The 24,413-nt window shown below is 64.0% G+C and carries 28 protein-coding genes and 1 tRNA gene; 11 read left to right on the forward strand and 18 right to left on the reverse strand.

Annotated elements, in window-relative coordinates:
• The first annotated feature begins 10 nt into the window (after nt 1–10).
• Nucleotides 11–514 carry a SigE family RNA polymerase sigma factor gene (locus ACSC1Q_RS09350; protein WP_436758370.1) on the forward strand — a complete coding sequence of 168 codons (504 nt, stop codon included), beginning with the start codon at nt 11–13 and terminating at the stop codon, nt 512–514.
• A gap of 348 nt (nt 515–862) precedes the next feature.
• Here the strand turns inward: ACSC1Q_RS09350 and ACSC1Q_RS09355 are convergent, their stop codons facing one another.
• Nucleotides 863–1,366, reverse strand: a complete 504-nt coding sequence (locus tag ACSC1Q_RS09355; RefSeq protein ID WP_436758250.1) for a MarR family winged helix-turn-helix transcriptional regulator — start codon at nt 1,364–1,366, stop codon at nt 863–865.
• Nucleotides 1,367–1,469: 103 nt separating this feature from the next.
• Between ACSC1Q_RS09355 and ACSC1Q_RS09360 the strand changes: the two genes are divergently transcribed.
• On the forward strand, nt 1,470–2,033 hold the full coding sequence (locus ACSC1Q_RS09360) for a YceI family protein (protein WP_436758251.1): 564 nt from the start codon (nt 1,470–1,472) through the stop codon (nt 2,031–2,033).
• Nucleotides 2,034–2,312: 279 nt separating this feature from the next.
• Nucleotides 2,313–2,402, forward strand: a tRNA-Ser gene (locus tag ACSC1Q_RS09365).
• Between the two features lie 85 nt (nt 2,403–2,487).
• Here ACSC1Q_RS09365 and ACSC1Q_RS09370 read toward each other — a convergent pair.
• The 7 genes from ACSC1Q_RS09370 to ACSC1Q_RS09400 form a co-directional block, all read right to left on the reverse strand.
• Complete coding sequence (locus ACSC1Q_RS09370; protein WP_436758252.1) at nt 2,488–3,852, reverse strand: tyrosine-type recombinase/integrase; 1,365 nt, start codon at nt 3,850–3,852, stop codon at nt 2,488–2,490.
• Nucleotides 3,836–4,162, reverse strand: coding sequence for a helix-turn-helix domain-containing protein (locus tag ACSC1Q_RS09375; RefSeq protein WP_436758253.1), 327 nt, complete (start codon nt 4,160–4,162; stop codon nt 3,836–3,838). The genes ACSC1Q_RS09370 and ACSC1Q_RS09375 overlap by 17 nt, the downstream gene beginning before the upstream one ends.
• Nucleotides 4,163–4,259: 97 nt before the next feature.
• Nucleotides 4,260–6,074, reverse strand: coding sequence for an FtsK/SpoIIIE domain-containing protein (locus tag ACSC1Q_RS09380; protein WP_436758254.1), 1,815 nt, complete (start codon nt 6,072–6,074; stop codon nt 4,260–4,262).
• Nucleotides 6,071–6,391 (reverse strand): hypothetical protein, encoded by a 321-nt coding sequence (locus tag ACSC1Q_RS09385; protein WP_436758255.1) that lies wholly within the window; start codon nt 6,389–6,391, stop codon nt 6,071–6,073. The genes ACSC1Q_RS09380 and ACSC1Q_RS09385 overlap by 4 nt, the downstream gene beginning before the upstream one ends.
• 31 nt (nt 6,392–6,422) lie before the next feature.
• Nucleotides 6,423–6,605, reverse strand: coding sequence for a hypothetical protein (locus ACSC1Q_RS09390; protein ID WP_436758256.1), 183 nt, complete (start codon nt 6,603–6,605; stop codon nt 6,423–6,425).
• A 53-nt stretch (nt 6,606–6,658) separates the two neighbouring features.
• Nucleotides 6,659–6,793 (reverse strand): hypothetical protein, encoded by a 135-nt coding sequence (locus ACSC1Q_RS09395; protein WP_436758257.1) that lies wholly within the window; start codon nt 6,791–6,793, stop codon nt 6,659–6,661.
• 20 nt (nt 6,794–6,813) lie between these two features.
• A complete protein-coding gene (locus ACSC1Q_RS09400) occupies nt 6,814–7,014 on the reverse strand; it encodes a hypothetical protein (RefSeq protein WP_436758258.1) in 201 nt (66 codons plus the stop codon).
• Nucleotides 7,015–7,320: 306 nt separating this feature from the next.
• Here ACSC1Q_RS09400 and ACSC1Q_RS09405 point away from each other — a divergent pair, with 306 nt between their 5' ends.
• The gene (locus ACSC1Q_RS09405) at nt 7,321–8,085 is read left to right on the forward strand and encodes a GntR family transcriptional regulator (protein ID WP_436758259.1); all 765 of its coding nucleotides are present in this window, start codon (nt 7,321–7,323) and stop codon (nt 8,083–8,085) included.
• Nucleotides 8,086–8,479: 394 nt separating this feature from the next.
• Here ACSC1Q_RS09405 and ACSC1Q_RS09410 read toward each other — a convergent pair whose 3' ends face one another.
• Nucleotides 8,480–8,785 carry a hypothetical protein gene (locus tag ACSC1Q_RS09410; protein ID WP_436758260.1) on the reverse strand — a complete coding sequence of 102 codons (306 nt, stop codon included), beginning with the start codon at nt 8,783–8,785 and terminating at the stop codon, nt 8,480–8,482.
• Nucleotides 8,782–9,291 carry an ATP-binding protein gene (locus ACSC1Q_RS09415; protein ID WP_436758261.1) on the reverse strand — a complete coding sequence of 170 codons (510 nt, stop codon included), beginning with the start codon at nt 9,289–9,291 and terminating at the stop codon, nt 8,782–8,784. The genes ACSC1Q_RS09410 and ACSC1Q_RS09415 overlap by 4 nt, the downstream gene beginning before the upstream one ends.
• Nucleotides 9,292–9,451: 160 nt before the next feature.
• Here ACSC1Q_RS09415 and ACSC1Q_RS09420 point away from each other — a divergent pair, with 160 nt between their 5' ends.
• Nucleotides 9,452–11,044, forward strand: coding sequence for a hypothetical protein (locus ACSC1Q_RS09420; RefSeq protein ID WP_436758262.1), 1,593 nt, complete (start codon nt 9,452–9,454; stop codon nt 11,042–11,044).
• 399 nt (nt 11,045–11,443) lie between these two features.
• Entirely contained in the window at nt 11,444–13,669 is a 2,226-nt protein-coding gene (locus ACSC1Q_RS09425) for an AAA family ATPase (RefSeq protein WP_436758263.1), read from the forward strand.
• Here ACSC1Q_RS09425 and ACSC1Q_RS09430 read toward each other — a convergent pair.
• From ACSC1Q_RS09430 to ACSC1Q_RS09445, 4 genes are all read right to left on the reverse strand, one after another.
• Complete coding sequence (locus tag ACSC1Q_RS09430) at nt 13,655–14,470, reverse strand: pentapeptide repeat-containing protein (RefSeq protein WP_436758264.1); 816 nt, start codon at nt 14,468–14,470, stop codon at nt 13,655–13,657. The two genes, ACSC1Q_RS09425 and ACSC1Q_RS09430, sit on opposite strands and share 15 nt — an antisense overlap.
• Nucleotides 14,471–14,497: 27 nt before the next feature.
• Nucleotides 14,498–14,842: a divalent cation tolerance protein CutA gene (gene cutA / locus ACSC1Q_RS09435; RefSeq protein ID WP_436758265.1), complete on the reverse strand. Its 345-nt coding sequence runs from the start codon at nt 14,840–14,842 to the stop codon at nt 14,498–14,500.
• Nucleotides 14,843–15,520: 678 nt separating this feature from the next.
• Nucleotides 15,521–16,579: a zinc-dependent alcohol dehydrogenase family protein gene (locus ACSC1Q_RS09440; RefSeq protein ID WP_436758266.1), complete on the reverse strand. Its 1,059-nt coding sequence runs from the start codon at nt 16,577–16,579 to the stop codon at nt 15,521–15,523.
• Nucleotides 16,576–16,989 (reverse strand): hypothetical protein, encoded by a 414-nt coding sequence (locus tag ACSC1Q_RS09445; protein WP_436758267.1) that lies wholly within the window; start codon nt 16,987–16,989, stop codon nt 16,576–16,578. Before ACSC1Q_RS09445 ends, ACSC1Q_RS09440 begins: the two co-directional genes overlap by 4 nt.
• Nucleotides 16,990–17,107: 118 nt before the next feature.
• Here ACSC1Q_RS09445 and ACSC1Q_RS09450 point away from each other — a divergent pair, with 118 nt between their 5' ends.
• Nucleotides 17,108–17,977 carry a helix-turn-helix domain-containing protein gene (locus ACSC1Q_RS09450; RefSeq protein WP_436758268.1) on the forward strand — a complete coding sequence of 290 codons (870 nt, stop codon included), beginning with the start codon at nt 17,108–17,110 and terminating at the stop codon, nt 17,975–17,977.
• 134 nt (nt 17,978–18,111) lie between these two features.
• On the opposite strand, the gene ACSC1Q_RS09455 is transcribed toward ACSC1Q_RS09450, so the two are convergent.
• Together ACSC1Q_RS09455 and ACSC1Q_RS09460 are read right to left on the reverse strand one after the other, a co-directional pair.
• On the reverse strand, nt 18,112–18,591 hold the full coding sequence (locus ACSC1Q_RS09455) for a YcxB family protein (protein WP_436758269.1): 480 nt from the start codon (nt 18,589–18,591) through the stop codon (nt 18,112–18,114).
• Between the two features lie 93 nt (nt 18,592–18,684).
• Complete coding sequence (locus tag ACSC1Q_RS09460; RefSeq protein WP_436758270.1) at nt 18,685–19,548, reverse strand: NmrA family NAD(P)-binding protein; 864 nt, start codon at nt 19,546–19,548, stop codon at nt 18,685–18,687.
• A gap of 88 nt (nt 19,549–19,636) precedes the next feature.
• Here ACSC1Q_RS09460 and ACSC1Q_RS09465 point away from each other — a divergent pair, with 88 nt between their 5' ends.
• The 3 genes from ACSC1Q_RS09465 (at nt 19,637) to ACSC1Q_RS09475 (ending at nt 21,549) form a co-directional block, all read left to right on the forward strand.
• Nucleotides 19,637–20,377, forward strand: coding sequence for a TetR/AcrR family transcriptional regulator (locus tag ACSC1Q_RS09465; RefSeq protein ID WP_436758271.1), 741 nt, complete (start codon nt 19,637–19,639; stop codon nt 20,375–20,377).
• A 201-nt stretch (nt 20,378–20,578) separates the two neighbouring features.
• Nucleotides 20,579–21,181 (forward strand): RDD family protein, encoded by a 603-nt coding sequence (locus tag ACSC1Q_RS09470; protein ID WP_436758272.1) that lies wholly within the window; start codon nt 20,579–20,581, stop codon nt 21,179–21,181.
• A gap of 68 nt (nt 21,182–21,249) precedes the next feature.
• Nucleotides 21,250–21,549 carry a VOC family protein gene (locus ACSC1Q_RS09475; protein WP_436758273.1) on the forward strand — a complete coding sequence of 100 codons (300 nt, stop codon included), beginning with the start codon at nt 21,250–21,252 and terminating at the stop codon, nt 21,547–21,549.
• A 273-nt stretch (nt 21,550–21,822) separates the two neighbouring features.
• Here the strand turns inward: ACSC1Q_RS09475 and ACSC1Q_RS09480 are convergent, their stop codons facing one another.
• Entirely contained in the window at nt 21,823–22,347 is a 525-nt protein-coding gene (locus tag ACSC1Q_RS09480) for a GNAT family N-acetyltransferase (protein WP_436758274.1), read from the reverse strand.
• A 172-nt stretch (nt 22,348–22,519) separates the two neighbouring features.
• Here ACSC1Q_RS09480 and ACSC1Q_RS09485 point away from each other — a divergent pair, with 172 nt between their 5' ends.
• The gene (locus ACSC1Q_RS09485) at nt 22,520–22,843 is read left to right on the forward strand and encodes a hypothetical protein (RefSeq protein WP_436758275.1); all 324 of its coding nucleotides are present in this window, start codon (nt 22,520–22,522) and stop codon (nt 22,841–22,843) included.
• Nucleotides 22,844–23,119: 276 nt separating this feature from the next.
• Here the strand turns inward: ACSC1Q_RS09485 and ACSC1Q_RS09490 are convergent, their stop codons facing one another.
• Nucleotides 23,120–24,373 (reverse strand): SGNH/GDSL hydrolase family protein, encoded by a 1,254-nt coding sequence (locus ACSC1Q_RS09490; protein WP_436758276.1) that lies wholly within the window; start codon nt 24,371–24,373, stop codon nt 23,120–23,122.
• Nucleotides 24,374–24,413 lie beyond the last annotated feature (40 nt).

Below are 24,413 nucleotides of genomic sequence, written 5' to 3' on the forward strand. Positions count from 1 at the left end.
GGTGATCACGGTGGCCGGCGGAACCGACGAGGAGTTCCGCGAGTATGTCGTTGCTCGCGGCCCGGCGCTGCTGCGTGCCGCCCACCGGCTCACCGGGCACCCGAGCGACGCCGAGGACCTGCTGCAGGCGGCGCTGGTGAAGACCTACCTCGCCTGGGACCGCATCCAGGACCGCACCGCCCTGGACTGCTACGTACGCCGGGCGATGGTCAACATCAACATCTCCTGGTGGCGGCGGCGCAAGCTGGAGGAGTATCCGTCGGGCGAGCTCCCCGAGCCGGTCGTCGCGAGCGCCCAGCACCTTCCCGAACGCGTCGAGCAGGCCCTCGACCGGCTGCCCGTCCGGATGCGGACCGCCGTCGTCCTGCGCTACTACGAGGACATGACCGAGCCGGAGATCGCCAAGGCCCTGGGCATCAGCGTCGGGACGGTCAAGAGCACGGTCTCCCGGGGAATGGCCAAACTCCGGGGCGACCTCACCGCCGAACCACGACACCTGGAGCCGCAGGTCTGAGGCGGCCGGCTTTCGCCGGTTCATGGGCGCTTTGCCCACTCACTCGTCGGGAATCTCCGTGGGTTCGCCCGTACGAAATCTCTGCCCGTACGAAATCTCCGAGGGTTCGCCTGTACGGAACCTCTGCCGGCTTGCCTGCGGAATCCCTGTCGGTTCGCCTGTGCGGAACCTCTGCGGGCCGCTCATGGGTCTCGTAAGGACCCGCGTACTCGCGGGGGCTCGCACAGAACTCGTGTGAAACCTTCGCAGCACCGGTTACGGGGGCTTGCGCGGAACTCGCGTGAAACCTTCGCGGCACCGGTCGTGAGACCTCACACCGGTCGCGGGACCTCGTACCGGATGGGCGCGTCACTCGGACGGGATGAGCGCCTTCTCCTCCGGCCGGAGGCCCTCCGCTCCCGCGGTGGCGCACGGTCGTACGGCGTCGCGGATGGTCCTCAGGGTGCCGAGGAAGGTGTCGAGCTCCGCGGGAGGGAGGAGCCCGGTGAACCAGGTGTCGATGTCGATCAGGTGTTGCGGGAGCACGCTGCCGAGCCGGTCGGTGCCGGCCTCGGTGATGGCCGCGTAGGAGGCCCGGCGGTCGGTGGGGCACGCCTGCCTCGTGACCAGCCCCTCGCGCTCCAGCCGGTCGACGACCCGGGTCGTCCCGCTCGTGGACAGACCCGTCTGCGCGGCCAGGTCGCTCATGCGCAGCCGCCGCTGTGGCGAGCGCGCCAGCCTTATCAACGTCTCGAAGTCGATCTCTGACAGCTTCGCGGCGGCGAAGGACTCCTGCGTCTTCGCTGAGATACCGGCGTAGACCTCGGCAAGGAGGCCCATCGCCGTCAGCCGGGAGTCGTCGAAGTGGTTCACGCTCACACCCTACCGGACAGTAGTTGACGAGAGGAATATTCCTCGTGTAGAAATCTGTTGACGCAAGCATCCACTCAGCAAGCATCTCTTCGGGAGCAGAAAAATGACCACTCGGACCTGGGAGAACCTTCAGATCCCCGCCCCGGGCACCTATGCTCTGGACGTCGCCCACACCCAGATCGGCTTCGTCGTCAAGCACATGATGGTGAGCAAGGTTCGCGGTCACTTCAACGAGTTCGCCGGCACCGTCACCATCGCCGAGAACCCCCTGGACTCCTCCGCGCAGCTCACGATCAAGGCCGCGAGCATCACCACCGGCGCTCCCGACCGCGACGGCCACCTGCGCAGCGACGACTTCCTCTCCGCCGACAAGTTCCCGGAGCTGACCTTCCGCAGCACCCGCGTCCTCGGCCACTCCGGTGACGAGTTCACCCTCGTCGGCGACCTCACCATCCGCGACGTCACCAAGCCGGTCGAGCTCACCGTCGAGTACGGCGGCGCCGGCACCAACCCGTGGGGCCAGGACGTCTGGGGCTACTCGATCAAGACCGAGATCGACCGCGAGGAGTTCGGCCTGACCTGGAACCAGGCGCTGGAGACCGGCGGCGTCCTGGTCGGCAAGAAGATCAAGATTGAGATCGAGGGCGAGGCCAACCCGGCCGCCTGATCTCCGATCTCCGTGACCACCCGAGGTCTCTCCCGTCTCACCGGACGGTGAGGGGCCTCAATGGTGTTCACTTGTTGAGATGTAGCGTCTCGCGAACTGGGAATCCACAGGATTTCCACCTTGCTCAGCTGCGGACTCCCCAGTTTGTCCACAGGGTCGGGGAGAGTTATCCACCACTTGTGGATAACTCTCCCCCAACTCTTGCCCGAGACGCGGTCGTCAACCGCTTTGCCGCCTTGCCTGATGGCCGGTACTCTGTGCTGAGCCGAACGGCAACCAGGAGGCTTCGCCTAGTCAGGTCTATGGCGCCGCACTGCTAATGCGGTTTGGGTTTACCGCCCATCCGGGGTTCAAATCCCCGAGCCTCCGCACTGAGCTGCTCGTTCCCCGACGTTAGGGTCGCCGGGGAACGAGCAGTTTTTCGTTGGGTGAGCGGTTGGGTGAGCAGTTCGCCTCACTCGCCCCACAACGCCGCTCCCATGCGGGCTGTCGCGTCCCGCACCTGAGGGGCCGCCACGTGGGTGTACTTCTCCGTCGTCGTCACCCGCGTGTGCCCGAGGATCTCTTGTACGACGCGGATGTGCACCCCCTGCTCGATCAACAGGGTTCCGGCCGTGTGCCTGGCGTCGTGCAGGCGCCCGTCGCGGACTCCCGCGATCTTGAGGAGCCGCTTCCACTCCTTCCAGTCCTCCGTACGGCTCTCCGGCGTCCCGTCCGGTCTCGGGAACAGGAGATCGTGATCCTGCCAGGCGTCACCCACCATGAGCCGCTCAAGGTCCTGCGTCTCGTGGTGCGCCCGCAGGACGGGCAGCAGCTCCGGCGGGCACTGGAGCGTGAGCTTCCGCTTGCCCTTGCGGGGACGGAAGACGATGCCCCCGCCCGTCCGCCGGGGACAGGATCGCGCGTGCTCCCCGCAGTTTTTTCCACAGGGCCTTTTCGGGCACCCGTGCTTGCGGTTCTTGCAGTCGGCCGAGCAGTCCGGGGTGTGGACGTGGATTCTGCACGGCGTCTTGCAGGGCGGCTTGTGCCACTTCGCTCCACAGGCGTGCGGGTTCTCACACCCATGCTGGAAATTGGCCTGCTGGACCTGGAACCACGCCCGGATCACCCCGGTCTCCAGGTCGATGTACGACCAGCGGAGCCCGAGCGCCTCGCCCTGCCTGATGCCCAGGGCGAGGGCGACCGACCACCGCGCGGCATTGCGGCGCCCTTCGGCCGCCTTCAGGATGCGCCTGGCCTCCTCCCTGGTGAAAGCCTCGATCTCCGTCTCGGCCGCGGCCGGCGCGTCGATGAGGGTCGCCACGTTGCGGTTGAGCTTCTCCCGGCGTACGGCCACGCTCAGCGCGCGGGAGAGGATCCGGTGGACCTTGAGGACCGTGCTCGGGGAACGACCCTTCAGGTGCATCTGGCTGTAAGCCTTGTCCAGGTGCTCGGGAAGCAGTCGGTTGAGGCGGTGCTGCCCCAGCAGGGGGATGATCCACACGCGGGTCTTGGACCGGTAGTCGTCGAGGGTGCGGGGCGCCATCTTCCCCGACGCCACCAGCCTTGTGCAGATGGTGTCGAGGTAGAACGCCATCCATTCGGCCAGCGTCGGCACCCGGCTCGTCTGCGCGAGCCTTCCCGCCTCGCGATCGGCCTCGAATTCCTTCACCTTCTTCCTGAGCTTCTGTTCTGACTTCGACTTGCAATGGCGCCGGTCGAGCGAGCCGTCGTCCTTGATTCCCATGGTCACGAAGCCGTGCCAATAACCGTCGGACTCGCTGAAGAAGACCGACGATTCTCCGTTCGCCGTTCTGGTGCCCTTATCGGGGCGGGTCATTTCGATCACCTTCCTCTTGTTCTGCCTGCAGGCGGTGGACGTAGGAGCGGAGGGTGGAGGCGGGGATCTTGCGGCTCCGCCCGATGCGGACGGACTGGATCTCGTTCTTGGCGAGGAGTTCATAGAGCTTCGTCCTGCTGATCCTGAGAGCTTCGGCGGCTTCGGGGATCGTGTAGAGGAACGGGGGCGGGGGTGTGGTCTTCGTCGTGAATCCCTCCTTTCGGGAGGGCACCGAATCCAAGAAAGAACGTCGTACGTTTGCGGTGAGACGATGAACGTAGGTCGTCGAGAGAATTCGGATGCCCTCCATGAAGCGGCTACGTTGAGTGATCGTCTAACGTCTTGTCCAATCCCGCGTCCACGTCCCTTACGTGCAGACACGCGCGAGACATTGAACAATTAGACGATCACGAAGAGTCAACCTCCGGACTACGCCACCGTCCCCGGCTGACCTGTCTGACCACCCCTTGCGTGTCGAGCTGGTTGAGTCGCCAGTACACCCACGGACGACTCATGCCGGTCGCCTCCATGAGCCGGGGAACGCTCACTCCCTCCTCGGGAGCGTCGTGCAGGGCTGCCAGGAGAGCCCCCTCCGAGACCTCCTGAGCGGTTTTGCGGTCATGCTGTCGTTCGGTCTCTCGCGACTCCTCCACCATGCTGTCCGGCCCGTCTTCGACGGCGGTCACGGACACCGGATCGAGGACGGGCCGGCGGGGCGCGTGCTTGCCCGCCGCATGCCGTATGGTCTCGTCCTCCATCAGGTAGGTGCGGGCACGGCGCGGGAGGTCGTGCTCGGGTGCGCTGACCAGGAACTTGCCGGGGGCGTCGAGCGCGTCGGCGTGCCAACCGGCCTTGTGCATGCCCTGCCCGAGGATCAGGTCCACGTCACGGCGTTCCCGCACCCGGAAGGAGATCCGCACGTCCATCTGGGAACGGACGGCACCGCTGCCCATGGCCTTCTGCGAGGGGCGCTGAGTGGCGGCTATGAGCGTGGTCGCGGGGGCGCGTCCACGCCGGGCGATGGAGTCGGCATAGCGCACCGCTCCGGGAGCGTCCTCGACGAGTTCGGCGTACTCGTCGACGAGCAGGATTAACGCGGGCGCCTCCGCCGAAGGCTCCCAGGTGCGTTCCCCGCGCTGGGCGAGTGTCGCCGCGCGCCCGTCGAGGATGGCCACGGCGTCCCGAAGAAGCGTCTCCGCCTCTCGCGGGGTGGTGGCGAGCCTGTCGAGGCAGGAGACCCACGGCAACAACTCCATGCCGCGCTTGAGGTCGATGCCCCACACGATCACATCGGGGCAGGCGGAGAGGTTGCCCAGGATGACGTTGACTCCACCGCTCTTGCCCGACCCGGCGACACCCCCGACGAGGGCGTGACGTCGGAGCAGGGAGACGCGGGCGGGACTGCCGTCCTCGAAGACGCCCAACTCGATCGGTTGGGTGATGGAGGTGACCGAGGAGCCCGGCCATCCGATGGCATCGGCGTGCGGATCGGTTTCGATGATCCGCAGCTCCAGCCGGTTGGCACGTTCGGGGATCGGCTGGATACGGGCGGCTCCCCTGCGGGTGCCGAGACCCGACTCGATGGCGGGGAGCCTCCCGATCGCATCCTCCACGGTCTGCCCGCGAGCCAGCGCGATCCGGGCGCGCCACCCCCACAGGTCCACCACGGCGGACTGGATGCGGGAACCGGCCAGGCCGACCGCCTCCGAGATCTCCGGCCAGGCGTCCAAGGCGCGTTCCACGCGGACACGGGCGCGCCTGCGACGGTGTGCCCACCACGGGACGGCGAGGACGAACCCACCGATCCCGAGAACCGCCGGGAGCGGCGAGGTGAACGGGCCGACGACCGTGGCCGCGGCCAGCCATCCCCCTATCAGCAGGACGATGACGGCGGCATAGCCGCGTTCGGCGCCTCGGGTCAGGTTGACCCATCGGCCGAACAGGGCCAGCGTTCCCGCGAAGCCGCCGGTGAGGATCAGGACGGTGGGCCACCACGTCGGGTAGGAAGTGTGCAGGACCACTCCGCCCGTGAGCGCCAGCAGCACGGTGTTGAGCGGGGCGAGTTCGGAGCGGTAACGCCAGAACCAGCGTCCGGCGACCACCAGCGCCACGGACCCGAAGTCCATGTCGTCGTTGAGGAGCATCATCGGTTCCACACCGGACCTGCGGAGCCGGCGGGCGTTGCGCTGGATTCGATGCCTGGAGATAGGGCGCCTTCTCATCGAGCGTCACCGTCGCTCAGCTCGTCACGCAGATACCAGAGTGGGTCGGTCTCGCCGTCGTGGTGAGCGGCGAGGGTGGCGCGGGCGGCGGCGACCAGGTTCGCCCGCTTGTGGCGAGCGGTGGCGAGGTTGGCACGGAGCCGAACGACCTCCGCGGCCAGCTTTAGCGTGTCATCCATGGCGGTCTCGACAAGCTGCCGGATGCCGCTCGGGAACAGGCCGGCGGTGAAGAAGGCGGTGAGGATCTGGCGGGCGGTGCGGTTGCGGGTGATGACCTCCTGAAGATCACGGTCGGGGTAGGGGTGGATGTGGGGCACTGGACATCCCTCCTTCGGTCGGGGGATCGGGTCAGGAACCGGTGAACCAGCTCAGGGCGGCACTCACCAGGCGGCGGATGTCGGGGGCGAGGGTGGTCGCGGCCAGGAAGAAGCCGAGCAGCAGGCAGACGAGCGCCTGCCACAGGCGCAGTCCCAGGTGACGCCAGGCGACGAAAGCGACCGCGCCCAGGAACAGGACCAGGGGAATCGACACCGTCAAAGAGGTCTCACCTCCTCTCACGTTGTGCGATGGGGAGAAGCGGGGGATCAGAAGCCGTCGTGGAGGGCCTTGCGGCGGTGCCAGCGGGCACGCGCCCGGCACTTGTGGCATCGGGCGGTGCCGGGGTCGGTCAGGGCACCGCACAGGCAACGGCGGGCGAACGGGGTCAGGGGAGTGCGCAACGGTTTCACCTCCTCACGTCTCAGTAGCCGGTACTTCGGCGGTAGCGGGCATGCACCCCGAGCAGTCGCCGCGTGGCGGCTTCGGTGTGGGTGCGGGGCGGGTGGGCCATGCTCATCCGGCGGTCCTCGACGCGGATGCTGACGGTCAGCATCACGAACGCCACCAGCACGGCACCGGTCAGGAACAGGGCGAGGAACACGATGAACAGGGGGACGTCCACGGTTCACGCCCCTGAGGGAAGGCCGGGAACGGTCGTGCCCGAGCGGGATGTCGTCGTGCGGACCTTGGGCCGGTTCACCAGGAAGTTCACCGGCACGCGGAGTTCGTTGACGAGCCGTGTGCGCTGAATCGGGGCGGTACGAGTCATAGAACATCCCTCCTCTCGTCGGGTCGGGCTCTAAAAACAACGTCCAACGTAGTACGTTGACGACTGTACGTTCAACGTACTACGTTCTGTCAAGAGTTCCCGAGTCGGGAAAACACATAAGGCTCTAGGGGCCTGGCAGGGCCCTGGTTGGGAGACCGGATGGTGGAGATCAAGGCTCCTGTGTCCCGCTGGAAGCAGGTCGCCGACTATCTGCGGGAACAGATCCTCACCGGAGCGTTCCCCTCCGGGCAGCTCCTGCCGTCCGAGCAACAACTCGCCGACGAGTTCGGCCTGTCACGCCCCACCATCCGCCAGGCCATCAACGAGCTGAAGAGCGAGGGCCTGGTCGAGGTCAAGCGCCCCCGCGGCACCTTCGTCCGCTCGCCGTACGCACGCCCCGCTCACACCGAGGAACGGGGTCTGACACGTGGCGCGGACGGTCGCTATGCCGAAGCCGGCGACATCGTCTGGCGTGACCTGGGAGAGCCGACCTTCTACCGGGAAGACGCCACTGTGGCGCACGCCGACCTTCTCGGCGTCCTCGCGGGGGAGCCCATGCTCGTCCGGGCTACCGTCCAGATCGCGGGCGACGCACGACGTTCCCACAAGCTGGCCATGCCCTTCAGCGTCGCGGCGAAGACGCCGTGGGCCGACGACCCGAGGCTGCCCGAACCTGTCACGCTGTACGCCCACTTCGAGACGAGCACGAAGGGTGTGCGCTGGACCGAACACGTACGCGCCCGGATGCCCATGCCAGACGAGGTGACGGCACTCAGCCTCCTGCCCGGCACACCTCTGCTGCACGTCACCAGGATCACCCACGCTGACAGAACACCTGTGATCATGGAGGAGATCGTCGTGCGCGGTGACACGCTGGAAGTCGCCTACCCGCTGCCTGTTCTCAAGACCCGAACCGCGAAATAGGCCAGGCGGGAACCGCACGACGATTCGGTTCCCGCCTGACCTACGACGGCGCGGGGAAGGCCCGGCTCACCTCGGTTGGCTGAAAACCGAGGCGAACAACCTTCCCCGCGCCTGCTCTACTGAGCCTCGCCTCGCAAGAGACGTTCCCAGAGCTCCTGTGCCTTGTGAAAGGCCATGCGGTGTGTCTCCTCGACGACGTGGCCGTCAGCCAAACGCACCGTGCGCCGGATGAACGCCTGCGCGTTGACGCGACAGAGTTCGTAGCTCACGCTTCTGCACGCGCACGTGTAGTCGACCACGCCCACAGGCTGCGGAGTCAGCCACTTCAGGGGCTCATGATCCGGTTGTCGAGGCGCGGGGTGCACGCTGAGACAGGGCACCTCTTCGAGCCTTCTCACGCCGCGCATCCCGTCCCCTTTCCCTCTGCTTCCGCCTGGGCGGAGAGCAGTACGAGAGCCTGAGCGAGCAACGCGGCCGTCTCCGGCGTGACGCGCCCCAGTTCCACGAACCCGGCACCGAACACGTTCACGTCGGCCCGGAGATAGGGCATCGACTCGGACAGTTCCAGCGCGTCCAAGGAGTCCTTGAGGCTGCTCACCGCGTGTTGCGCACGAGCCCATGCCCTGACGTAGCCCTTGCCTTCCTCCAGGATGAAGGCAGGATCTCCCTCGGCCCAGGGGGTAGGTTGCTCATCCTTCACGAGGTGCCGCCTTCCCCGCGAACAGCGTGCAGCCGATGACGTCGCGCGATGTCGAACTCACACCACACGGCCTTGCCTTGCGCGGTCAGCCTCACGCCCCAGCGGTCGGTGCATCCCTCCACCAGGAGAAGACCGCGCCCGTCCATCTCCATGGGGCTCGGCGTCTTGACCACAGGGATGCTGGCCGAATCTCCGTCCCGGACCTCAAGGCGCAACGTCCCCGCCGCGTAGGCGAGGAGAAGGGAAACGGGTTCCTCGCCATGGGTGTGCTGTACGGCGTTGGTGACCAGCTCAGACGCGACGAGTTCAACCGGTTCGACGATCTGAGGAAGCTGCCACCTGTCCAGGACGGCCCGTACCCATGCACGCGCACGCCTGACCCCTCGTGGAACGGGCGGGATGGCGATTGCCCTAGAAAGGTAATCATCGGGCATTTCCGGCATACGGATCTTCTGTGATTCGTCAGCCAACTCGTCCCCGCGGAGAAGATTTCTTCGCCACAGCACGGTCCCACCTCCCTTCTCAGCCAGAAGAGACGCGCATCCTGTGCTCGTCCTGTCTGATAGGGAGTCTGTCTGTTACCTTCGGACCAGCCCATGAACCACCGATGCATCACCAGTGCACCGGTAGTGCACCTCCCTTCCCCCACTCAGGGAGCTGTTGTCCGTGGAAGTCGTAGAGCAATGGACCGGTCAGCTCGCAGGTGCTCTTCAGAGAGCGCTCCGGTTGACGAACGAGGGCTTCGCCGGCGAACTCGGCACCGCGGTTCGGACGGTGGCCAAATGGAATGCGGAGCCGGAACTCGTCCCGACAGTGGAGATTCAGCGAGCCCTGGACACCTTGCTCTACCGGTCTCCGGAGGACACGAAAGCACGATTCGCCTTACTCGCTTCTGCTGAGCCGATCGCTTCGGAAGAGATTCCGCCGTCCGCAAACGTGGGCAGCACCGCGTCGATGGAAGCGGAAAGACGGCTCGCGAGCGACAAGAACGTCAATGCCGCACTGGAGTGGCTGGACAAACGAGCGGGTTGGAGCCACGGTCGCAGCCGAAGAACAGTCGCTGAGCAGCTCGCGAAAATCGATCCCCGCGACCTTCAGGACCGGGCTCATCGGCGCGTCCTCGTCAGCAGAGAGCAGATCGCGAGTGCGCTTTCGGAATATTACGCCGACGGCTTCGGCGAGCATCAGCCGTACAGCGCACAGGCGGATGGCGGAGTTGCCGCGACCAGCGTGCTGGTCAGGAAACAGTGGCTTGATCTGAAGCTGGATCTCGCCAGCCGCGATCGACTTCGACTGGCCGACACCAACGAAGCGGTCGTACCCGCTGTGATCGACGAAGTCGGTGCGGACGCGGCGGCTCGGCGCCTGGCGGAGGCTCTGGCGACCAACGCCCGCATCATCAACACTCCGCTCTACAGGCTGACCGGTATCGACGTGTCCCCTGAGGCGATCGAGGGATCCGTAGGCATCACGGATTTCGTGAGCTACGCCCTCACGATGGACCTCCTGGAGGGGGAGCTCATTGACGCCATCGCGGAAGGCAGGGCCGTAGCTCCCGGCAACCTGCCGTTGCGCGATCGCTACCTGCCCAACGTGAACGTCGTACTCGGCTTGGATTGGCGCCTGTGCGCCGGCGGAACCTTGGCCCTGTTCGCGGTTGCCCGCCCCAGCAGCCGGGTGCGCCGCGGTGCACCCGACTACCTCCTGTTGATCCAGGAACGTTCCGGCCATGTGCTGAATGCGGCCCGTCGACTGGCCGTGATCCCCAAGGCATTCCATGAGCCGCTCGTCGACTACGCAGAAGACGTGCAGATCGAGAGGACTCTGGAGCGCGAGATGGAGGAAGAGCTTTTCGGGAGAGACGACGTCGACTCCACCGAGGGGGGCCTGCTCGACGCTGACCCGATGCACCCGAGCCGGCTGTCAGAGCCGATGAGATGGCTGCACGATCATACGAAGAGCTCACACTGGCGGATGGAGTGCACGGGGTTCGGACTCAACCTGGTGAGCGGAAACTTCGAGTTCGCGAGCCTCATCGTCATAGAGGACGAGGAGTGGTGGACGCGGTACGGAGGACTCATAAGAGCCAACTGGGAGTCGAGCAGCCTGAGGCGTTATTCCACTCTGGACCGCTCCGTGCTCAGGTCGCTGATTCTCGACCCTGCCTGGAGCAACGAAGGGCTGTTTGCCCTGACGCATGGCCTGCGACGTCTGGCAGACATCGGTGGTCAGCGGGTAAATATTCCAATTATAGAGTAGGGGCTGTAACAGTTATGGCTGATAACTGGTACACGGGTAATGCAAACGACGACGCAGAGGAGAACCGGGGGTGGATCCTCGGGCACTTCATGGATCCAGACACGGGAGGCGTCCGTAAGACCGAAGATCTTGAGGTGAAGTGGGGAATTCACACCGCAGGCCAGCAGCGGCCAGAGTGGACTTCTGGTGACAACCGGACCACATTGCTGGTCCTTGTACAAGGCCGCTTTAGGCTTGATCTTACGGTTGGCAGCTTGGCTCTGAGTAGGCAAGGTGACTATGTCGTGTGGGGCCCAGGTATCGACCATTCGTGGCAAGCTGAAGAAGTATCAACCGTGATCACGGTGCGATGGCCTTCTTGCGAAGTTTAATTCGATCATCTAGAAGGAAGTGGGAAGAATGATTATAGAGAAGCGACGTAACCCCTATGATTACGCTAACCCGGTAAAAGATAGCAGAATTTTTGCTGGCCGCGGAGCTGAATTAAGCAAAGTCTCCTACATGCTCGATCAGATAGATCTAACACGCCCTTCATCTTATCTGGCCATAGTCGGAGAGCGTGCTTCCGGTAAGACCAGCCTTTTGAATATGATTAATATCATGGCTATACACAAAGAGATTCTTCCTGTGCGGATCGACTTAGTTCCTGGGGATGGTGAGCCCGTAACATTTTTTAGTAAATTGTTCGAAGAGTTAGTTAGCGCTGCCGCTGAAAAGGGGCGTATGAGTACGATCTCCGGCACCCCTATCACTGCCCGAACTATCCGGCGCATAATTAGCGGAGAATTTCAGGATGAGCACTTTCCCCTAGAATTCCCAGAGAGCTTAAATCAAGCTGCGCATGGCGGCCGGATCTCAGAGAGTGCTCTAAGAGCAGATTTAAGCTACCTTGCGAGTCGAATCGCAAGGCCAATATTGTTCCTTATCGATGAAGCGCAAGAGCTTGCCACAAATGAGGCAACCCTTTCCATTATGCGTACCATCGGTATGCGAGTGAATGGTTATGGATTTATTCTAGCGGCGACAGCTGATTTAGTCGAGAAAATCAATTCTGTTTTCTCTCCAATTATACGCCAATTTCAGGTTATGAAAGTCGAGAGATTTACGGAAAGCTCAGAAGTGCGTGAGTGCATTGAGAGCCCTCTGGCAACCTTAGGATTTAATTTCGATGATTCGTTCGAGAATGATGACGAGCAACTATTTGATCTAATGCGACTTACCGACGGAAATCCCTATGAGATTCAATTACTCTGCCATACGATGTTTACGCGTTGGCAGGAAGGAAAGACTGCAAAAATGCAAATAACAACAGAGGCGCTCGAAGGTGTTCGAGCCCTACTTGAAAGTCATCAAGGGACTCAAAGCAGGCCTCTCATCGGTAAATCCCACAAGCTCCCTGCACGGCGTCTATCTGCACTCAATCTTTTATGCTCAGCTATTGGAGCTGCAACATATGAAGACATTTGGTTCATCAATAATATTTCTCTTGTTCCCGAATTCAGTCGCGATGAATTGTCGGAACACTTGGACGGCTTGATCTTTGATGGCTTCATAGAAATACTTCCCGATGGTTACATAAACTTCACAGGTGATCAATTTGATCGCATTTATATCAAAGTGCTAAGCAGGTCACTTCTAGCTAGAGCTGAGAAGAGCCATGCCCTTAGCACCAACAGCATGCACTTCTTGTTGACTTACTATTTGGAAGTATTTATTCATTCCCTAAAGATTAATAATGCTTCTTGTTTGGAAACCTGTTGTCCTATGATGGAGCAGGACGACGTGCTATCAGCTATCAGTGCTTTGTCTGCTCTTGACCCAGGAATTGAAAGAATCCCTGGCGTTGTTGTGTTCTTACATGGAGCTATTGTAGATGCGGGAATTCCGCGTGAGCTTGAATTAACAACGATTCAGTGCCAATACAAAGGCGAAGTCGCCACAAGATGGCTCTTTAAGCGTACTGATGACCCATTTGACTTGGATGAAGATACCCGTTTTAGGACTGTCTGTAGAAGATTAGAGGAACTAGGCGGTAGCCTTACCTTGCAGGCTTCAACTCTCCCTATCGATTCATTTCAAGAGTTATTATCTTGGGCTAAATCTGTACTATCAAAAACCAATTTAGAGCATATGGCTAAGCATCATATAACAGCTGGCTACAACGCATACGAGAAAAGTGAATATAGTTTATCTTTAGAGCATATGCATAGAGCTCAGTGGCTCACGCCCACGTGGAGGGGGGCAAACAACCTAGCCTATATGGCGATGACTGCCGGATCTTTTAGCGATGCGTTAATTTATGCTGAAGAAGCTATAGAATTAGGGTCAGATGCCGATTCGCTATCTCTTAGCTGGTACAATAAAGCGATGGCGCTCCTAGCCTCTGAGCGAGCTATCGATGCCAAAGAAGCGCTACTTGAAGCGCAGCGCAAAGCGGCGGAAGTCAACGAATCTGAATTAAATTTCGGTTATTTAGTAGTTCCGAAGATCGTTGACAAGTCAATTGTATTGCGAGAAGTCAGCAATGCAAATCTTGCGTCTTCTATCACGAACAGTGCTGAAATAATAGAGCTTTCTATACGAATCCCGTCGTTGCTCGACGGCATAAGGCTAGTTTTCGACTAAAACCCCATGATCAAAAGGATTGAATCCTTTCGGCCATCGAGTTTGATCATCCATGGTTGCTCCAGATAGTCTAGCTCTGTCTAATTTTGCCGAGCTCAAGTCAGTGCCTTTTAATCGGGCCCTACGGAGATCGGCTCCACTCAAATCTGCATTTGATAATATTGCCTTGCTTAGATCAGCCTCGCTTAAATCGATTTTTTCTAAGCGTGCGCGGACTAAGCGTGCTTGTGCTAGATGCACTCCTTTTAACGTAATGCCAGAAAAGTTAATTCCTTCAGGCCAGTCTCTTCTGGTAATCACAAATAAGGCCGCCTTAACGTCGCGATTAAACTCAGGATATTGGTTTTGCTCGCAACTCTCTCGAATGAATTCTGTGAGAATTTCACAGACTCGACTACCCTCGGACCTCTCCTGCTGTGCAATTCGATCTAGCGAGTAAATGCCGCCCAACCTTACGGCCGTAGAATTAACATTGGAGAGTTGTTCTACGGCTTTTGAAAAAGTGTCAGTCAGTGCGCTTTGAAAGCTAATTACTTGCTGCCGTCGATTAATTATCATCTGATTCCATGCGGTGAGCGCTCCAGCTAGAAGCAAAATCCCACCGATCGCCTGTAATATCGAACCCCGAATATTGGACTCGGCGGATATTGCTTCGACTGGCTTTAGCTTAGATGCGACAGGCGACATGTTGAGTATTTTGGTCGGCAGCGTACCGAATGTTGCAATTATAGCTGCGGCTAGCGCAAGGGAAAGACTGGCCACTATAAGCCAAGTGGCAAATTTTCCTATTTTATGCTTCACGACTTCACAGTTCCAGTGCTAGCGTGCTTATGAGGCTGGCTTGTTTGGAGGCTGGATTGTTTGGCTATCTATCCACAATAGCTTTTCACGGCTACCGTAAGTCAGAGAAGTAGCGACAAGCTTGAACCGGTCATCCATTGAAAATTTTCTACGCAGGTGTTCCTCTACCAAAGGTAAGAGGTCACGATTCGTCGTCATCGTGACCTCCCACTCCTGGACCTCTTCGAGAAGGTCTTCCCACCAGCGCAGAGAACGGACCGGGCCAGCGATGTGTACCTCTGCCACGAGTCTCGCTTGAAGGATGCTCCGGGCAAGCGCATCGGCCTCCTGGGCACTCTCTGCCATCGTGAAGGCGCGTACGTACTCCGCCATCGGTCCCGTTCCTTTGGTGTCCGAGGAGAAAGATCGTCGAGCGCCTCAACCCTAGTCTGCGGGATTCGTCCTCGTCAGAGGATGCGGAGAGGTGAGCAATCAGATGAGCAGTTCGTGCACGTACACCGGTGCCCGCTGACGTACGGCTTCTCAGCTCAGGACGTCTACGGACACCGGTGCACGCTACATCTGGTCACTGCTAATGCGGTTTGGGTTTACCGCCCATCCGGGGTTCAAATCCCCGAGCCTCCGCAGATCAGAGGCCCTCTCCCGAGTCTTGGGAGAGGGCCTTTTTGATCTCTGAACCCTGTCAGGGTTGCAGTTCTCACGTGTCGCCCCAGAGGGCAGCTCTTATGCGGGTGCTCGCGTCCCGCATCAACGCGCCGGTCACGTGGGTGTAGTGCTCGGTGGTGGTCACCCGCGCGCGGCCGAGGATTTCCGTACGACGCGGATATGCACGCCTTGTTCCAACAAGGAGGGGGCCGGCCATGTGACGCGCGTTGTGGAGTCGTGCGTCACGAACGCCTGCCCGCTTCGGCAGTGCTTTCCACGGCTTGTAGTCCTCATTCTGTTCCATCGGCCTGTCGTGCCGGGTGGTGAACGCGAGATCGTATTCTTCCCACAGATCTCCCGCCTCTTCCCGTTCGGCCGCCTGTGTGTCGCGCTGAGCTCGCAGAGTCAGTCGATCCGGATGATCACCTTTCCGAAAGGCCTGCTGTCGAGGTAGTAGCTGAAGGCCTCGTGTGTGGCGGCGAAGCCGAATACGCGGTCGATGACCGGCCGCAGGCGGTGTGCGCTGATCGCCTGGTTCATGGCCTCATGATCAGCGCGGTTGCCGACGAAGATTCGTCTGATGGTCGCGAGGGTGGATCCGTAGGCTTCGCCGGAGATCTCGATGTGGGACCTGGGTCCTCCGGCCGGATCGGACACCGCGAGCAGCACGATCTGCCCGTAGAGGGCCGCGGCTCTGACCGATTGCTCGATGGTGGCGGGCCCGCTGGTCTCGACGATGAGATCCGCTCCTCGCCCCTCGGTGAGCTCGCGCACCGCCTGTCCCCATTCGGGGGTGTCGACGTAGTCGATGACGTGGTCCGCGCCGAGTTCCTTGAGCTTGCCGGCTTTGGTCTCGCCGGAAGTGGTGGAGATGACGCGGCAGCCCAGCATTTTCGCGAACTGGAGGGCGAAGAGGGAAACGCTTCCGGTGCCGAGGGTGAGCACGGTCTGTCCGGGGCGGAGGGGTTCGCCGCCGACGATCGAGTTCCACGCGGTCACGCCGGCGCAGGGCAGGGTCGCCGCCTCCTCCCAGCTCAGATGGTCCGGCACGTGGACCGCCCACTGCTGATCGAGGAGCACGTACTCGGTCAGCATGCCGTCCAGGGTGCAGCCGAACTGGTCGAGGAACTCGGGCCTCAGCCTGCCGTCGTGCCACCGGGGCCAGTAGCCGCCGACGATCCGGTCGCCCACCTTGAAACGGGTCACTTCCTCGCCGACGGCGACGACCTCGCCGGCTCCGTCGCTGAGCGGGACGACGCCGGGCACCGACGGCAGGGGGTACCGCTCGTGGAGGATGAGCGCGTCGCGCCGGTTGAGTGAGACCGCGTGGACGCGGACAAGGATGTCGGTCGGTGTGGGCGTCGGTATCGGTTCCTCACGCGGCACGATCCCGTCGAGGCGGCCGGGCTTCTCCAGACGGTAGGAACGCGTGGTCGTCCGGCCTCGTGCCGTCTGGGCGTTCATCCCTCGATGAACTGGTAGTCGGTCCGGATCCGGCCGTCCTCGCCGAGGACGAGGATCTCAAGTCCGACGCCCGCCGGTTCACCACCGCCCGTCGGCACCATCTCCCAGTTGAACTTGACGACGTCGGCGAGACGTTCGGCGTTGTCCCGCGGCCTGAAGAGGAACTCCCCGGGCGCGACGAACTCCTCGTACGAGCGAGTGACCCTGACGTCGAGTGCCTCATGTCCGCGAGCTTCGAGGATCGAGGTGAGGCCCAGTGCCGCGGCCGTCTCCCGGATCCCCTGTGGTGGCTGGAGTATCTGGACACCGTCCTCGGTCCACAACCCGGCGACGGCCTTGCGGCGCAGCTCGGCGTCCGGCTCGTTCCAGACCGCCACGTAGCGGCCGACCAGCTCCCTGACATCGATCACAGCTTCTCCCTCGTCGTGACGTGTTCGTGAACGCCGCCGATCCTGACCGCGACGCCGTGGCCCGGCAATTCCCTGGAGGGAATGGCCATACGCCGCTCATCGCGTTAGACAGGGGCCGGTGACCATCACTTCGGAACGCGGCGGGTTCGCCGGTGTCCTGCGCGAGTGGCGGGGACGCCGCGGCGTCAGCCAGCTGGACCTCGCCCTGCGTGCCGGGACCACGCAACGGCACGTCAGCTTCATCGAGAGCGGGCGGTCGATCCCCGGCAGGGCCATGGTCGTACGGCTCGCCGAGTCGCTGGAGATGCCGCTTCGGGAACGGAACACGCTGCTGCTGGCCGCGGGCTACGCTCCCGCCTACCCGGAAACCCGGTTCGACGACCCCGAGCTCGAACCGGTCCGCACCGCGCTGGAGAGTGTCCTGCGAGGGCACCACCCGTATCCCGCGGTGATCGTCGATCGGCGCGGCGATCTCGTCTCGGCCAACGACGCGTTCCGGGCGCTGACCGGGGGCGTGGCGTCCCGTCTCCTCACGCCGCCCGTCAACGTGCCCCGCCTGTTGCTGGATCCTCAGGGAATGGCGCCGAGGATCGTCAACCTGGACGTATGGGCCTGGCACGTGATCGACCACCTCCGGCGGGAAGCGGCTCGCAATCCCGATGACCGGCTTGAGGCGCTGGTCACCGAGCTCACGAGACTCGTACCCGACCGCCCCCGGCAACCGGGACCGGATCACCTCGGCTTCGCGGTCCCGCTGCGGCTTCGCCTCGGCGACGGCGAGCTTCGGTTCCTGACCACGCTGACCCACTTCGGGACCGCGGTCGACGTCACCGTCGCGGAACTGCGGATGGAGGCATTCCTTCCGGCCGACGCGGCGACCGCTTCCGCCCTCGCCGGACTCGGGCGGACCTCACCTTCCACCGGGCTTCGGCCAGGCGAACCTGCTTCCACTGAGAGTGGAGCCGCGGGGCTCCACAGGAAACCGTGACAAGCACACCGATCAGAAGGGCGATGCCCACGGCTTCACGCTGCCGCCAACCGCTGGTGAGCGCAAGCGGTGTTCGCGGATGACCGCTGTGTGACCCGCCGGGAGAATGAACGGAGGGAGCGGCAATTCGGCGATCAAGAAATCATCGTGTTCCGCCGAGAGGCTATGAAGTCGTCGAACTCGGCCTGTTGTCCGCCACTGAAAGCACGCCGGGGGAGGAAGCCGGTGAACTGCCTGTTCACGAAGAACAGCCAGAACTCGGGGCCGGTCACGATCCGTCCGAACAGCGACCATCGCATCGTGGTCGTGGCCTGGTCGGTATGGCACTCGTATCCGTCGCCGGTCAAGCGGAGGGTGGTCGGGACGCAGAGATGGGCGAGCCGCCGCCTGCCGGTACGTCGGATCGACCAGGTCAGCACGAGCGGGAAGGCGACCGCCCCCACGAGCATGGCGACACCCGTGGATGTGGAGCCGATCAGGACGCAGCCGAGCCCCGACGCGATCAGGACCGACGGCAACGCCAGGTAGGCGATCTTGAGCTGCTGCCTGATTCCCTGCCCGAGTGCTCGCGCCACTTCATCGAGGGTGGGCTCGTAGCTGACCGCGACGTCCAACCTGCCGCCTTCGTTCGTGTGGCAACACATCATTCAGGGCCCCGCACGGACGCGCAACGAGCTTCTCCACAGGGCCACATCGGGGAGGGAGGTTCACGGCTGGGTGGTGAGTTGCCCCAGTATCGAGCGGACCGGGGTGGCCGGGCGCTGGAGGAGGTTCTCAAGCTCAGGGCCGGTGGTGGAGAACTCCCCGCGGCGCGTGGCGTGGAACATGCCGAGCAGCAGGTTCGCCTGGTCCGCGGGGACACCGTGGCCGATCATCGTGGCCGTCCACGCCGTGTCGTCGGCGACGACGCGGCGGATGGTGCGCCCGGTGAGTTCGGTGACGATTCCGGCGATGTCCGCGAGGTCGAGCGCGTCCGGTGCGGTCAGTGGCGGGGTCGGGCCATCGAACCGGCCCTCGTCGGCGAGGATGATCGCTGCCGCTTCGGCGAGGTCGGCGTGCGCGGTCCAGGACACGGGTCCGTCGGCCGGTGCGACGAGTTCGCCGGTTTCGAGTGCCCGGCCGAGCAGGTGCCGGACGGTGTCGGCGTAGAACCCGTTCCGCAGCGCCGTGAACGGTGTGCCCGTCTTCGACAGGTAGCGCTCGGTGACGGCGTGGTCGGGCATCGGCGCGAAGACCGAATCCTCGGCGGCGCCCTGGTGGCTGGTGTAGAGGACGCGCCTGGCGCCGGCATCGCGAGCGGCGTCGATCGCCGCGGTGTGCTGGGCGACCGCCGCCTCGCCCGTCCGGTCGGTCGAGACGATGAGCACCTGCGTGGCGCCCTCGAACGCGTCGGCGAGGGAGTCGGGGTCGGTGAAGTCGCCGCGTCGTACGCGTACCCCGCGTGCGGCCAGGTCGCCGGCGCGGCCGGTGTCGCGGACGCTCACGCCGACCCGGTCCGCAGGGACCCGGTCGAGCAGCCGATCGACGATCTGGGAGCCGAGCCAGCCGGTACCGCCGGTAACGATGATCATGATTTGCCCTCCCCTGATAACGATGGAACGAGATAGATGCTATCAGTGTTAGCAACGACGATAGCAAGAGTGCGTTATCGTTGGACGCATGGCAGAGGCTAGGCCGGACAGCGCCGGCAGGCACAGGACGCGGGCGAACATCGTGGAGTGTGCCGCGCGGCTCCTGCGTGAGCAGGGCGCGAGCGCGGTCACCACCCGCGCGGTCGCGCAGGCGGCCGGCATGCAGGCGCCGACCATCTACCGGTTCTTCGAGGACAAGGACGCCCTGCTCGACGCCGTCGCCGAGCACGTCTTCGCCACCTACGTCGCCGGGAAGTCCTTCGCCGAGGACAGCGGTGACCCGGTCGCGGACCTGCGGGCGGGGTGGGACACGCATATCGGCTTCGGTCTCGCCAACGCGGCGCTGTTCGGGCTCCTCGTCGCCCCCGGCCGCGGGGCCCGTTCACCGGCGGCGGCCGCGGGCCTGGAGGTTCTGCGCGGCCGGGTGCACCGTGTCGCGGCGACAGGCCGGCTCCGGGTCCCGGAAAGGCGCGCCGTCGAGCTCATCCACGCCGCCGGCACCGGCGCCGTGCTCACCCTGCTCGCCACCCCGCCGGAACACCGGGACCTCGACCTCGCCGACGCGATGTACGAGGCGGTGACGCGATCGATCCTCACCGACGTGCCGACGCTTCCCGCGGACAGCGCGGCCGCGGCGGCTGTCGCGTTCCGGGCCGTCACCCCGAAGCTGACAGTGCTCACCGGCGCCGAGCGCGCCCTGCTGTCGGAGTGGCTGGACCGGGTCGGCGACGGCTCAACCGACCCCGATGCCGCGGCCGGCCCCGGCTGAGATCGCGATCAGGTGCCGTCCAGGGGTGACCGCGTCCGCGAGAGGTGTTCTCCGGCTCTGCGGTCCCGCCGCCCGTCACGGCGACGGCGTCGACGGCGTCGACGGCGTGCCGAGGTGAGCCGTACCCGGTGCCGCGTCGTTTCTCGTGATCTCCCGCGGCCCCGGTTTCACGCGTCGAAGGCATCCGGCACACTGACTGGCATGACGATCGCCCCCCAATCCCTGGCGCCACGAACTCTCGCCGCCAGGCGTTACCGTTGTGTAGCCTTCGTTATCGACAGCCTGATCTTTTACATGGCGACATCGCCGATCTATCCACTGCTTGTGGAAGACTTCGAGATATCCGAAGAACAGGCCCTCGTCAGCTATCTCAACCCGTACGCGGGGAATCCCAACTGGCCGATCGAGATCGCGGTCACCGTCCTGTTCGCCGTCTACTTCTGGCTGCAGCACGCGCTGTGGGGCCAGACGCTCGGCAAGCGCATTTACCGCCTGAAGGTGGTGTCCAGCACGACCGGAGAAACACCGGGCCTCCGCCATGCGGGAATCCGTGCCCTTGTCCATCCCGCTCTTATGGCGACGCCGTATTCCGGAGTGCTGATCCATCTGATCGACGCGCTGTGGATATTCGTCGGACCGAGGCGTCGATGCCTGCACGACGTGATTTCCGGAACCGTCGTGGTCGACCTCAGTGACCCCGGCAGGAAAGGTTCAGGAAGAATCGGTTTCCTGTTCAGCGTGGGCATCACCCTCACCCTTCTCACCGCCCTCGTGTTGTTCGTCTCCCTGGTGATACCGAAGTAGCCCACCATGTCGACTGGAGCGCGGTAGCCGGGACGGGTGCCCGGCTCGCAGTCGTCGAGGGGAGTCCTGTGATTCGCACCAGTCTGATCGTCGTCTACACCGATCGGCTCGACGCCTGCCACGCCTTCTACGCCGGGCTCGGCCTCACCTTCGCCAAGGAGCGGCACGGCGCCGGCCCCGAACACTACGCCGCCCTCCTCGACGGCACCGTGTTCGAGCTCTACCCCGCCGGCGGTCGCCGCCCAGCCACCGGAAGTCTGCGCCTCGGTCTCACCGTCCCGGCCGGCTCCACCGCCCAGGGTTTCGCGCCCGGGCGGCACGTTCTCACCGACCCTGACGGCCGCGTCGTCGACCTGCATGTCACTTAGGAGGCCCTCGCCCGGCAGGCGACACCCGTAGCGACCACGTGCTTCAACGGCGTTGCCGCGTGCAGGAACGAACGAAGAGGCCCGCGGCGGCGATGAGCAGGAAGACCAGCGCGATGTCCAAGGGATTCACCATGCGCGTCCCTCTGCCCCGCGGTCGCGAAGCCATCCGCTCCGACCACAGGAATCTGCCCGCGGTGAGAGAGCCGTCCGAGGGGTGTCTACACGTGATGCCGGGGCCGTCGTTCGTGCCGGGGCGGGTTCGTCACCGGGGCGTCATTCCCGCGGCATCCCGGTCAGGACGAACTCGTACTCGACCTGGTCGATCGGGTTGCCGTCACCGAAGTCGTGTCCGCGGACCGCGCCCGACTCGGTGAAGCCGCTCTTGGCGTAGAAGCGGCGTGACCGGGGCGTGTCGCGCAGCGTCCACAGGTGCACCCGGCCGAAGCCGTCCTCGCGCAGCCTGCGCAGGGTCGCGGTCATCAGGGCGTCCGCGCTGCCGGTACCCCATCTGTCCGGGTGGCCGTAGAAGCCGAAGATCTCGGCCGATCCCGGACGGGTCGGGGAGGAGCCGAAGTAGGAGAAGTTCAGGGGACGCTCGTCCAGCGCGGCGAGCAGGACGGTGTCCTGGCCCTTGGCGAGCACGTCGTGCCACTTCCCGCGCCGGTGTCGTACCGCCTCGGCCCAGAACTCCGGGGCGAAGAAGCCCGAGTAGGCCGCCTTCCAGGACTCCGCGTGGATCTCGCCCAGGACATCCCCGTGTTCGGCGGAAGCCTGAAAGATCGCGAAGTTCTTGGTCACAGGGTCACACTACGGGGGATGAGGGACAGGGGGCATCGGCCGGGCAGCCACCGCCTGAGCCGGTTCGCGGTGAATCGGCCTGTACGCCGTTGGAGGGCGCGTGCTCGTTCGCTCGGCTCCGACAGCCGCCGATCTTGACGCTGCGCCACGGTGATGCCAGCATCCGGTCACCATGGCAATCGACTCCTCTGATCCGAACGAGCGGAACTACAGGCCTCTGGCCTTCATTCTCGTCTTGTTCAGCTCGATCCTCATGGTCATGCCGATCGGGACAGTGGTCCGGGTGATTGATTCCGGGTCGCGGGATCTGTTCGTCCCGGCGTTCGTGCCGCCGCTGATCCTGGTCGGGTTGCCCGCGCCGGGGGCTCTCGTCGGAGCCTTCACGAGGTTCCGGGGACCCGGTGGCAGATTCTTCGGGATCACATTGGGGATCTTCGTCGCCGGCGTGATCCTGATGGCACTGCTCGTTTTCTGGGTTTTCTCCGTCGTCGACTGATCCGCCTCAGGGTCTCGACCCGCCGAGGGCGGCAAGGGTGCCGATTTCGGCTGTGGGCCCATGCGCCGACACATTTGAACCTCCCGATCCGGAACGGCGAGGAGACATCGGGAACCGACATCGGGAACCGCCCGGGCCGATGCCGCCCGGTGAGTTTTTCCGGTCACGGCGTCGGGCGGTGGGGCCGTCGCGGAACGCGGGACGGCGCGCGCCCGGAGTGGGGCGCGCGCCGTCGTGCGTCGTGCGTCGTGCGTCGAGTGGAGATGTCTGGAGATGTCAGGAGATGGTCAGTGTGCCGTTCGTGTTACGGGCGCAGGTGACGACCGTGCGGGGTGCGGCGGTGAGGGCGCCGGTCAGGCACTGGCCGAGGACGACGTGGCCCGCGGCGTTGGGGTGCCACGCTTCCTGGCAGGTCTGGAAGTAGGTGACGCAGGTGTTCGCCGCCTTCTGGACGCGGATCTTGTCCCAGCCGGACAGGCTGTTGACGACGTTGCCGTTCGGCGACTCCTGCACCCGGACCGGTGTGGCGAGCGCGTTCCCCGGGCTGCCGGGGTTCTCGCAGAGCCGGGCTCCGTCGAAGGCCTTCTGGACGTCCAGCACGCGCAGGTTGGCCGCCGGACGCTCGGCCGCCAGCGTGTTGTAGGCGTTCCTGACGAGGTTGCCGAGGTTCTGGGAGAACACGTGCCCGGGGGCGAGGCTCGCGCGGTGGATCGGGCAGCCTGCGGCGTACCGCTCGGCGCCGAGGTCGCGGAACTTGTCGCGCGTGTCGGTGCGGTTGTCCTCGTCCCGGTACTGCGGGGCGACGTCGAGCGGCAGCGGGTTGGTGTAGTTCTGCAGGACCACCTGGTGCACGCCGTCGGCGTCGACCTGGGCGAGGGTGTCGAGGATCTGGCGCAGGGCGGCGGTGGTCTCGGTGGTGGCGGCGGCCACCTCGGCGTCGGAGGCCAGGTCGGAGACGGTGCAGGGCTCCTGCGGCACGTCGCCGCCCAGGTAGGCCCAGAACTCCCACCAGCCCGTCCAGGCGTCGGCGATGAAGCGGTTGGCGCACAACGTGGCCACGTCGCCGAAGGTGAACTGGCTGTTGTTGGAGCCGAGGCCGATGAGGACGACGTCGATGTCGTGGGTCTGGGCGACGGCGCGCAGCTGGTCGAGCTGCGAGGCGACGGAGCGGCCGTTGGGGCGGGCGCTGGAGGCGTTCGCGATGTCGGAGGGCCGGCCGCCGGAGCACGAGAGGTTGAAGCGGTCCTGGATGCCGGGGAGCGACGCCTTGAAGAACGAGGCGTTCGCCGACCGGTGGCAGAAGTAGGCGTTGCTGTTCGCCGCCGACCAGCCGGGGAAGCCCTGTGCCGTTCCGGAGGTGTCGACGACGGGTTGGTAGTCTCCCGCGCCCTCCCCGCTGATGAAACTGTCGCCGAGTGCGACGGCGGCGGTGGGCAGGGCCGCCTGCGCCGCTCCGCCCTGGATGACCTGGACGCCGACAGCGCCCACCAGGAGCGCGACCATCGCGGCCGCACGCCGGAGAACCCTCACAACTGCCCCATTTCCTACTAAAGGACCATGAAATAATGAC

The organism is Streptosporangium heterodermiicola, from assembly GCF_051390675.1.
Lineage (GTDB): Bacteria > Actinomycetota > Actinomycetes > Streptosporangiales > Streptosporangiaceae > Streptosporangium.

Excerpts from the sequence above, each read along its gene's own strand:
- ACSC1Q_RS09360 (WP_436758251.1), top strand. The coding sequence starts at position 1,470 with ATGACCACTCGGACCTGGGAGAACCTTCAGATCCCCGCCCCGGGCACC.
- ACSC1Q_RS09370 (WP_436758252.1), bottom strand. The coding sequence starts at position 3,852 with ATGACCCGCCCCGATAAGGGCACCAGAACGGCGAACGGAGAATCGTCG.
- ACSC1Q_RS09375 (WP_436758253.1), bottom strand. The coding sequence starts at position 4,162 with ATGGAGGGCATCCGAATTCTCTCGACGACCTACGTTCATCGTCTCACC.
- ACSC1Q_RS09380 (WP_436758254.1), bottom strand. The coding sequence starts at position 6,074 with ATGAGAAGGCGCCCTATCTCCAGGCATCGAATCCAGCGCAACGCCCGC.
- ACSC1Q_RS09405 (WP_436758259.1), top strand. The coding sequence starts at position 7,321 with ATGGTGGAGATCAAGGCTCCTGTGTCCCGCTGGAAGCAGGTCGCCGAC.
- ACSC1Q_RS09425 (WP_436758263.1), top strand. The coding sequence starts at position 11,444 with ATGATTATAGAGAAGCGACGTAACCCCTATGATTACGCTAACCCGGTA.
- cutA (WP_436758265.1), bottom strand. The coding sequence starts at position 14,842 with ATGGCGGAGTACGTACGCGCCTTCACGATGGCAGAGAGTGCCCAGGAG.
- ACSC1Q_RS09440 (WP_436758266.1), bottom strand. The coding sequence starts at position 16,579 with ATGAACGCCCAGACGGCACGAGGCCGGACGACCACGCGTTCCTACCGT.
- ACSC1Q_RS09460 (WP_436758270.1), bottom strand. The coding sequence starts at position 19,548 with ATGATCATCGTTACCGGCGGTACCGGCTGGCTCGGCTCCCAGATCGTC.
- ACSC1Q_RS09465 (WP_436758271.1), top strand. The coding sequence starts at position 19,637 with ATGGCAGAGGCTAGGCCGGACAGCGCCGGCAGGCACAGGACGCGGGCG.
- ACSC1Q_RS09470 (WP_436758272.1), top strand. The coding sequence starts at position 20,579 with ATGACGATCGCCCCCCAATCCCTGGCGCCACGAACTCTCGCCGCCAGG.
- ACSC1Q_RS09485 (WP_436758275.1), top strand. The coding sequence starts at position 22,520 with ATGGCAATCGACTCCTCTGATCCGAACGAGCGGAACTACAGGCCTCTG.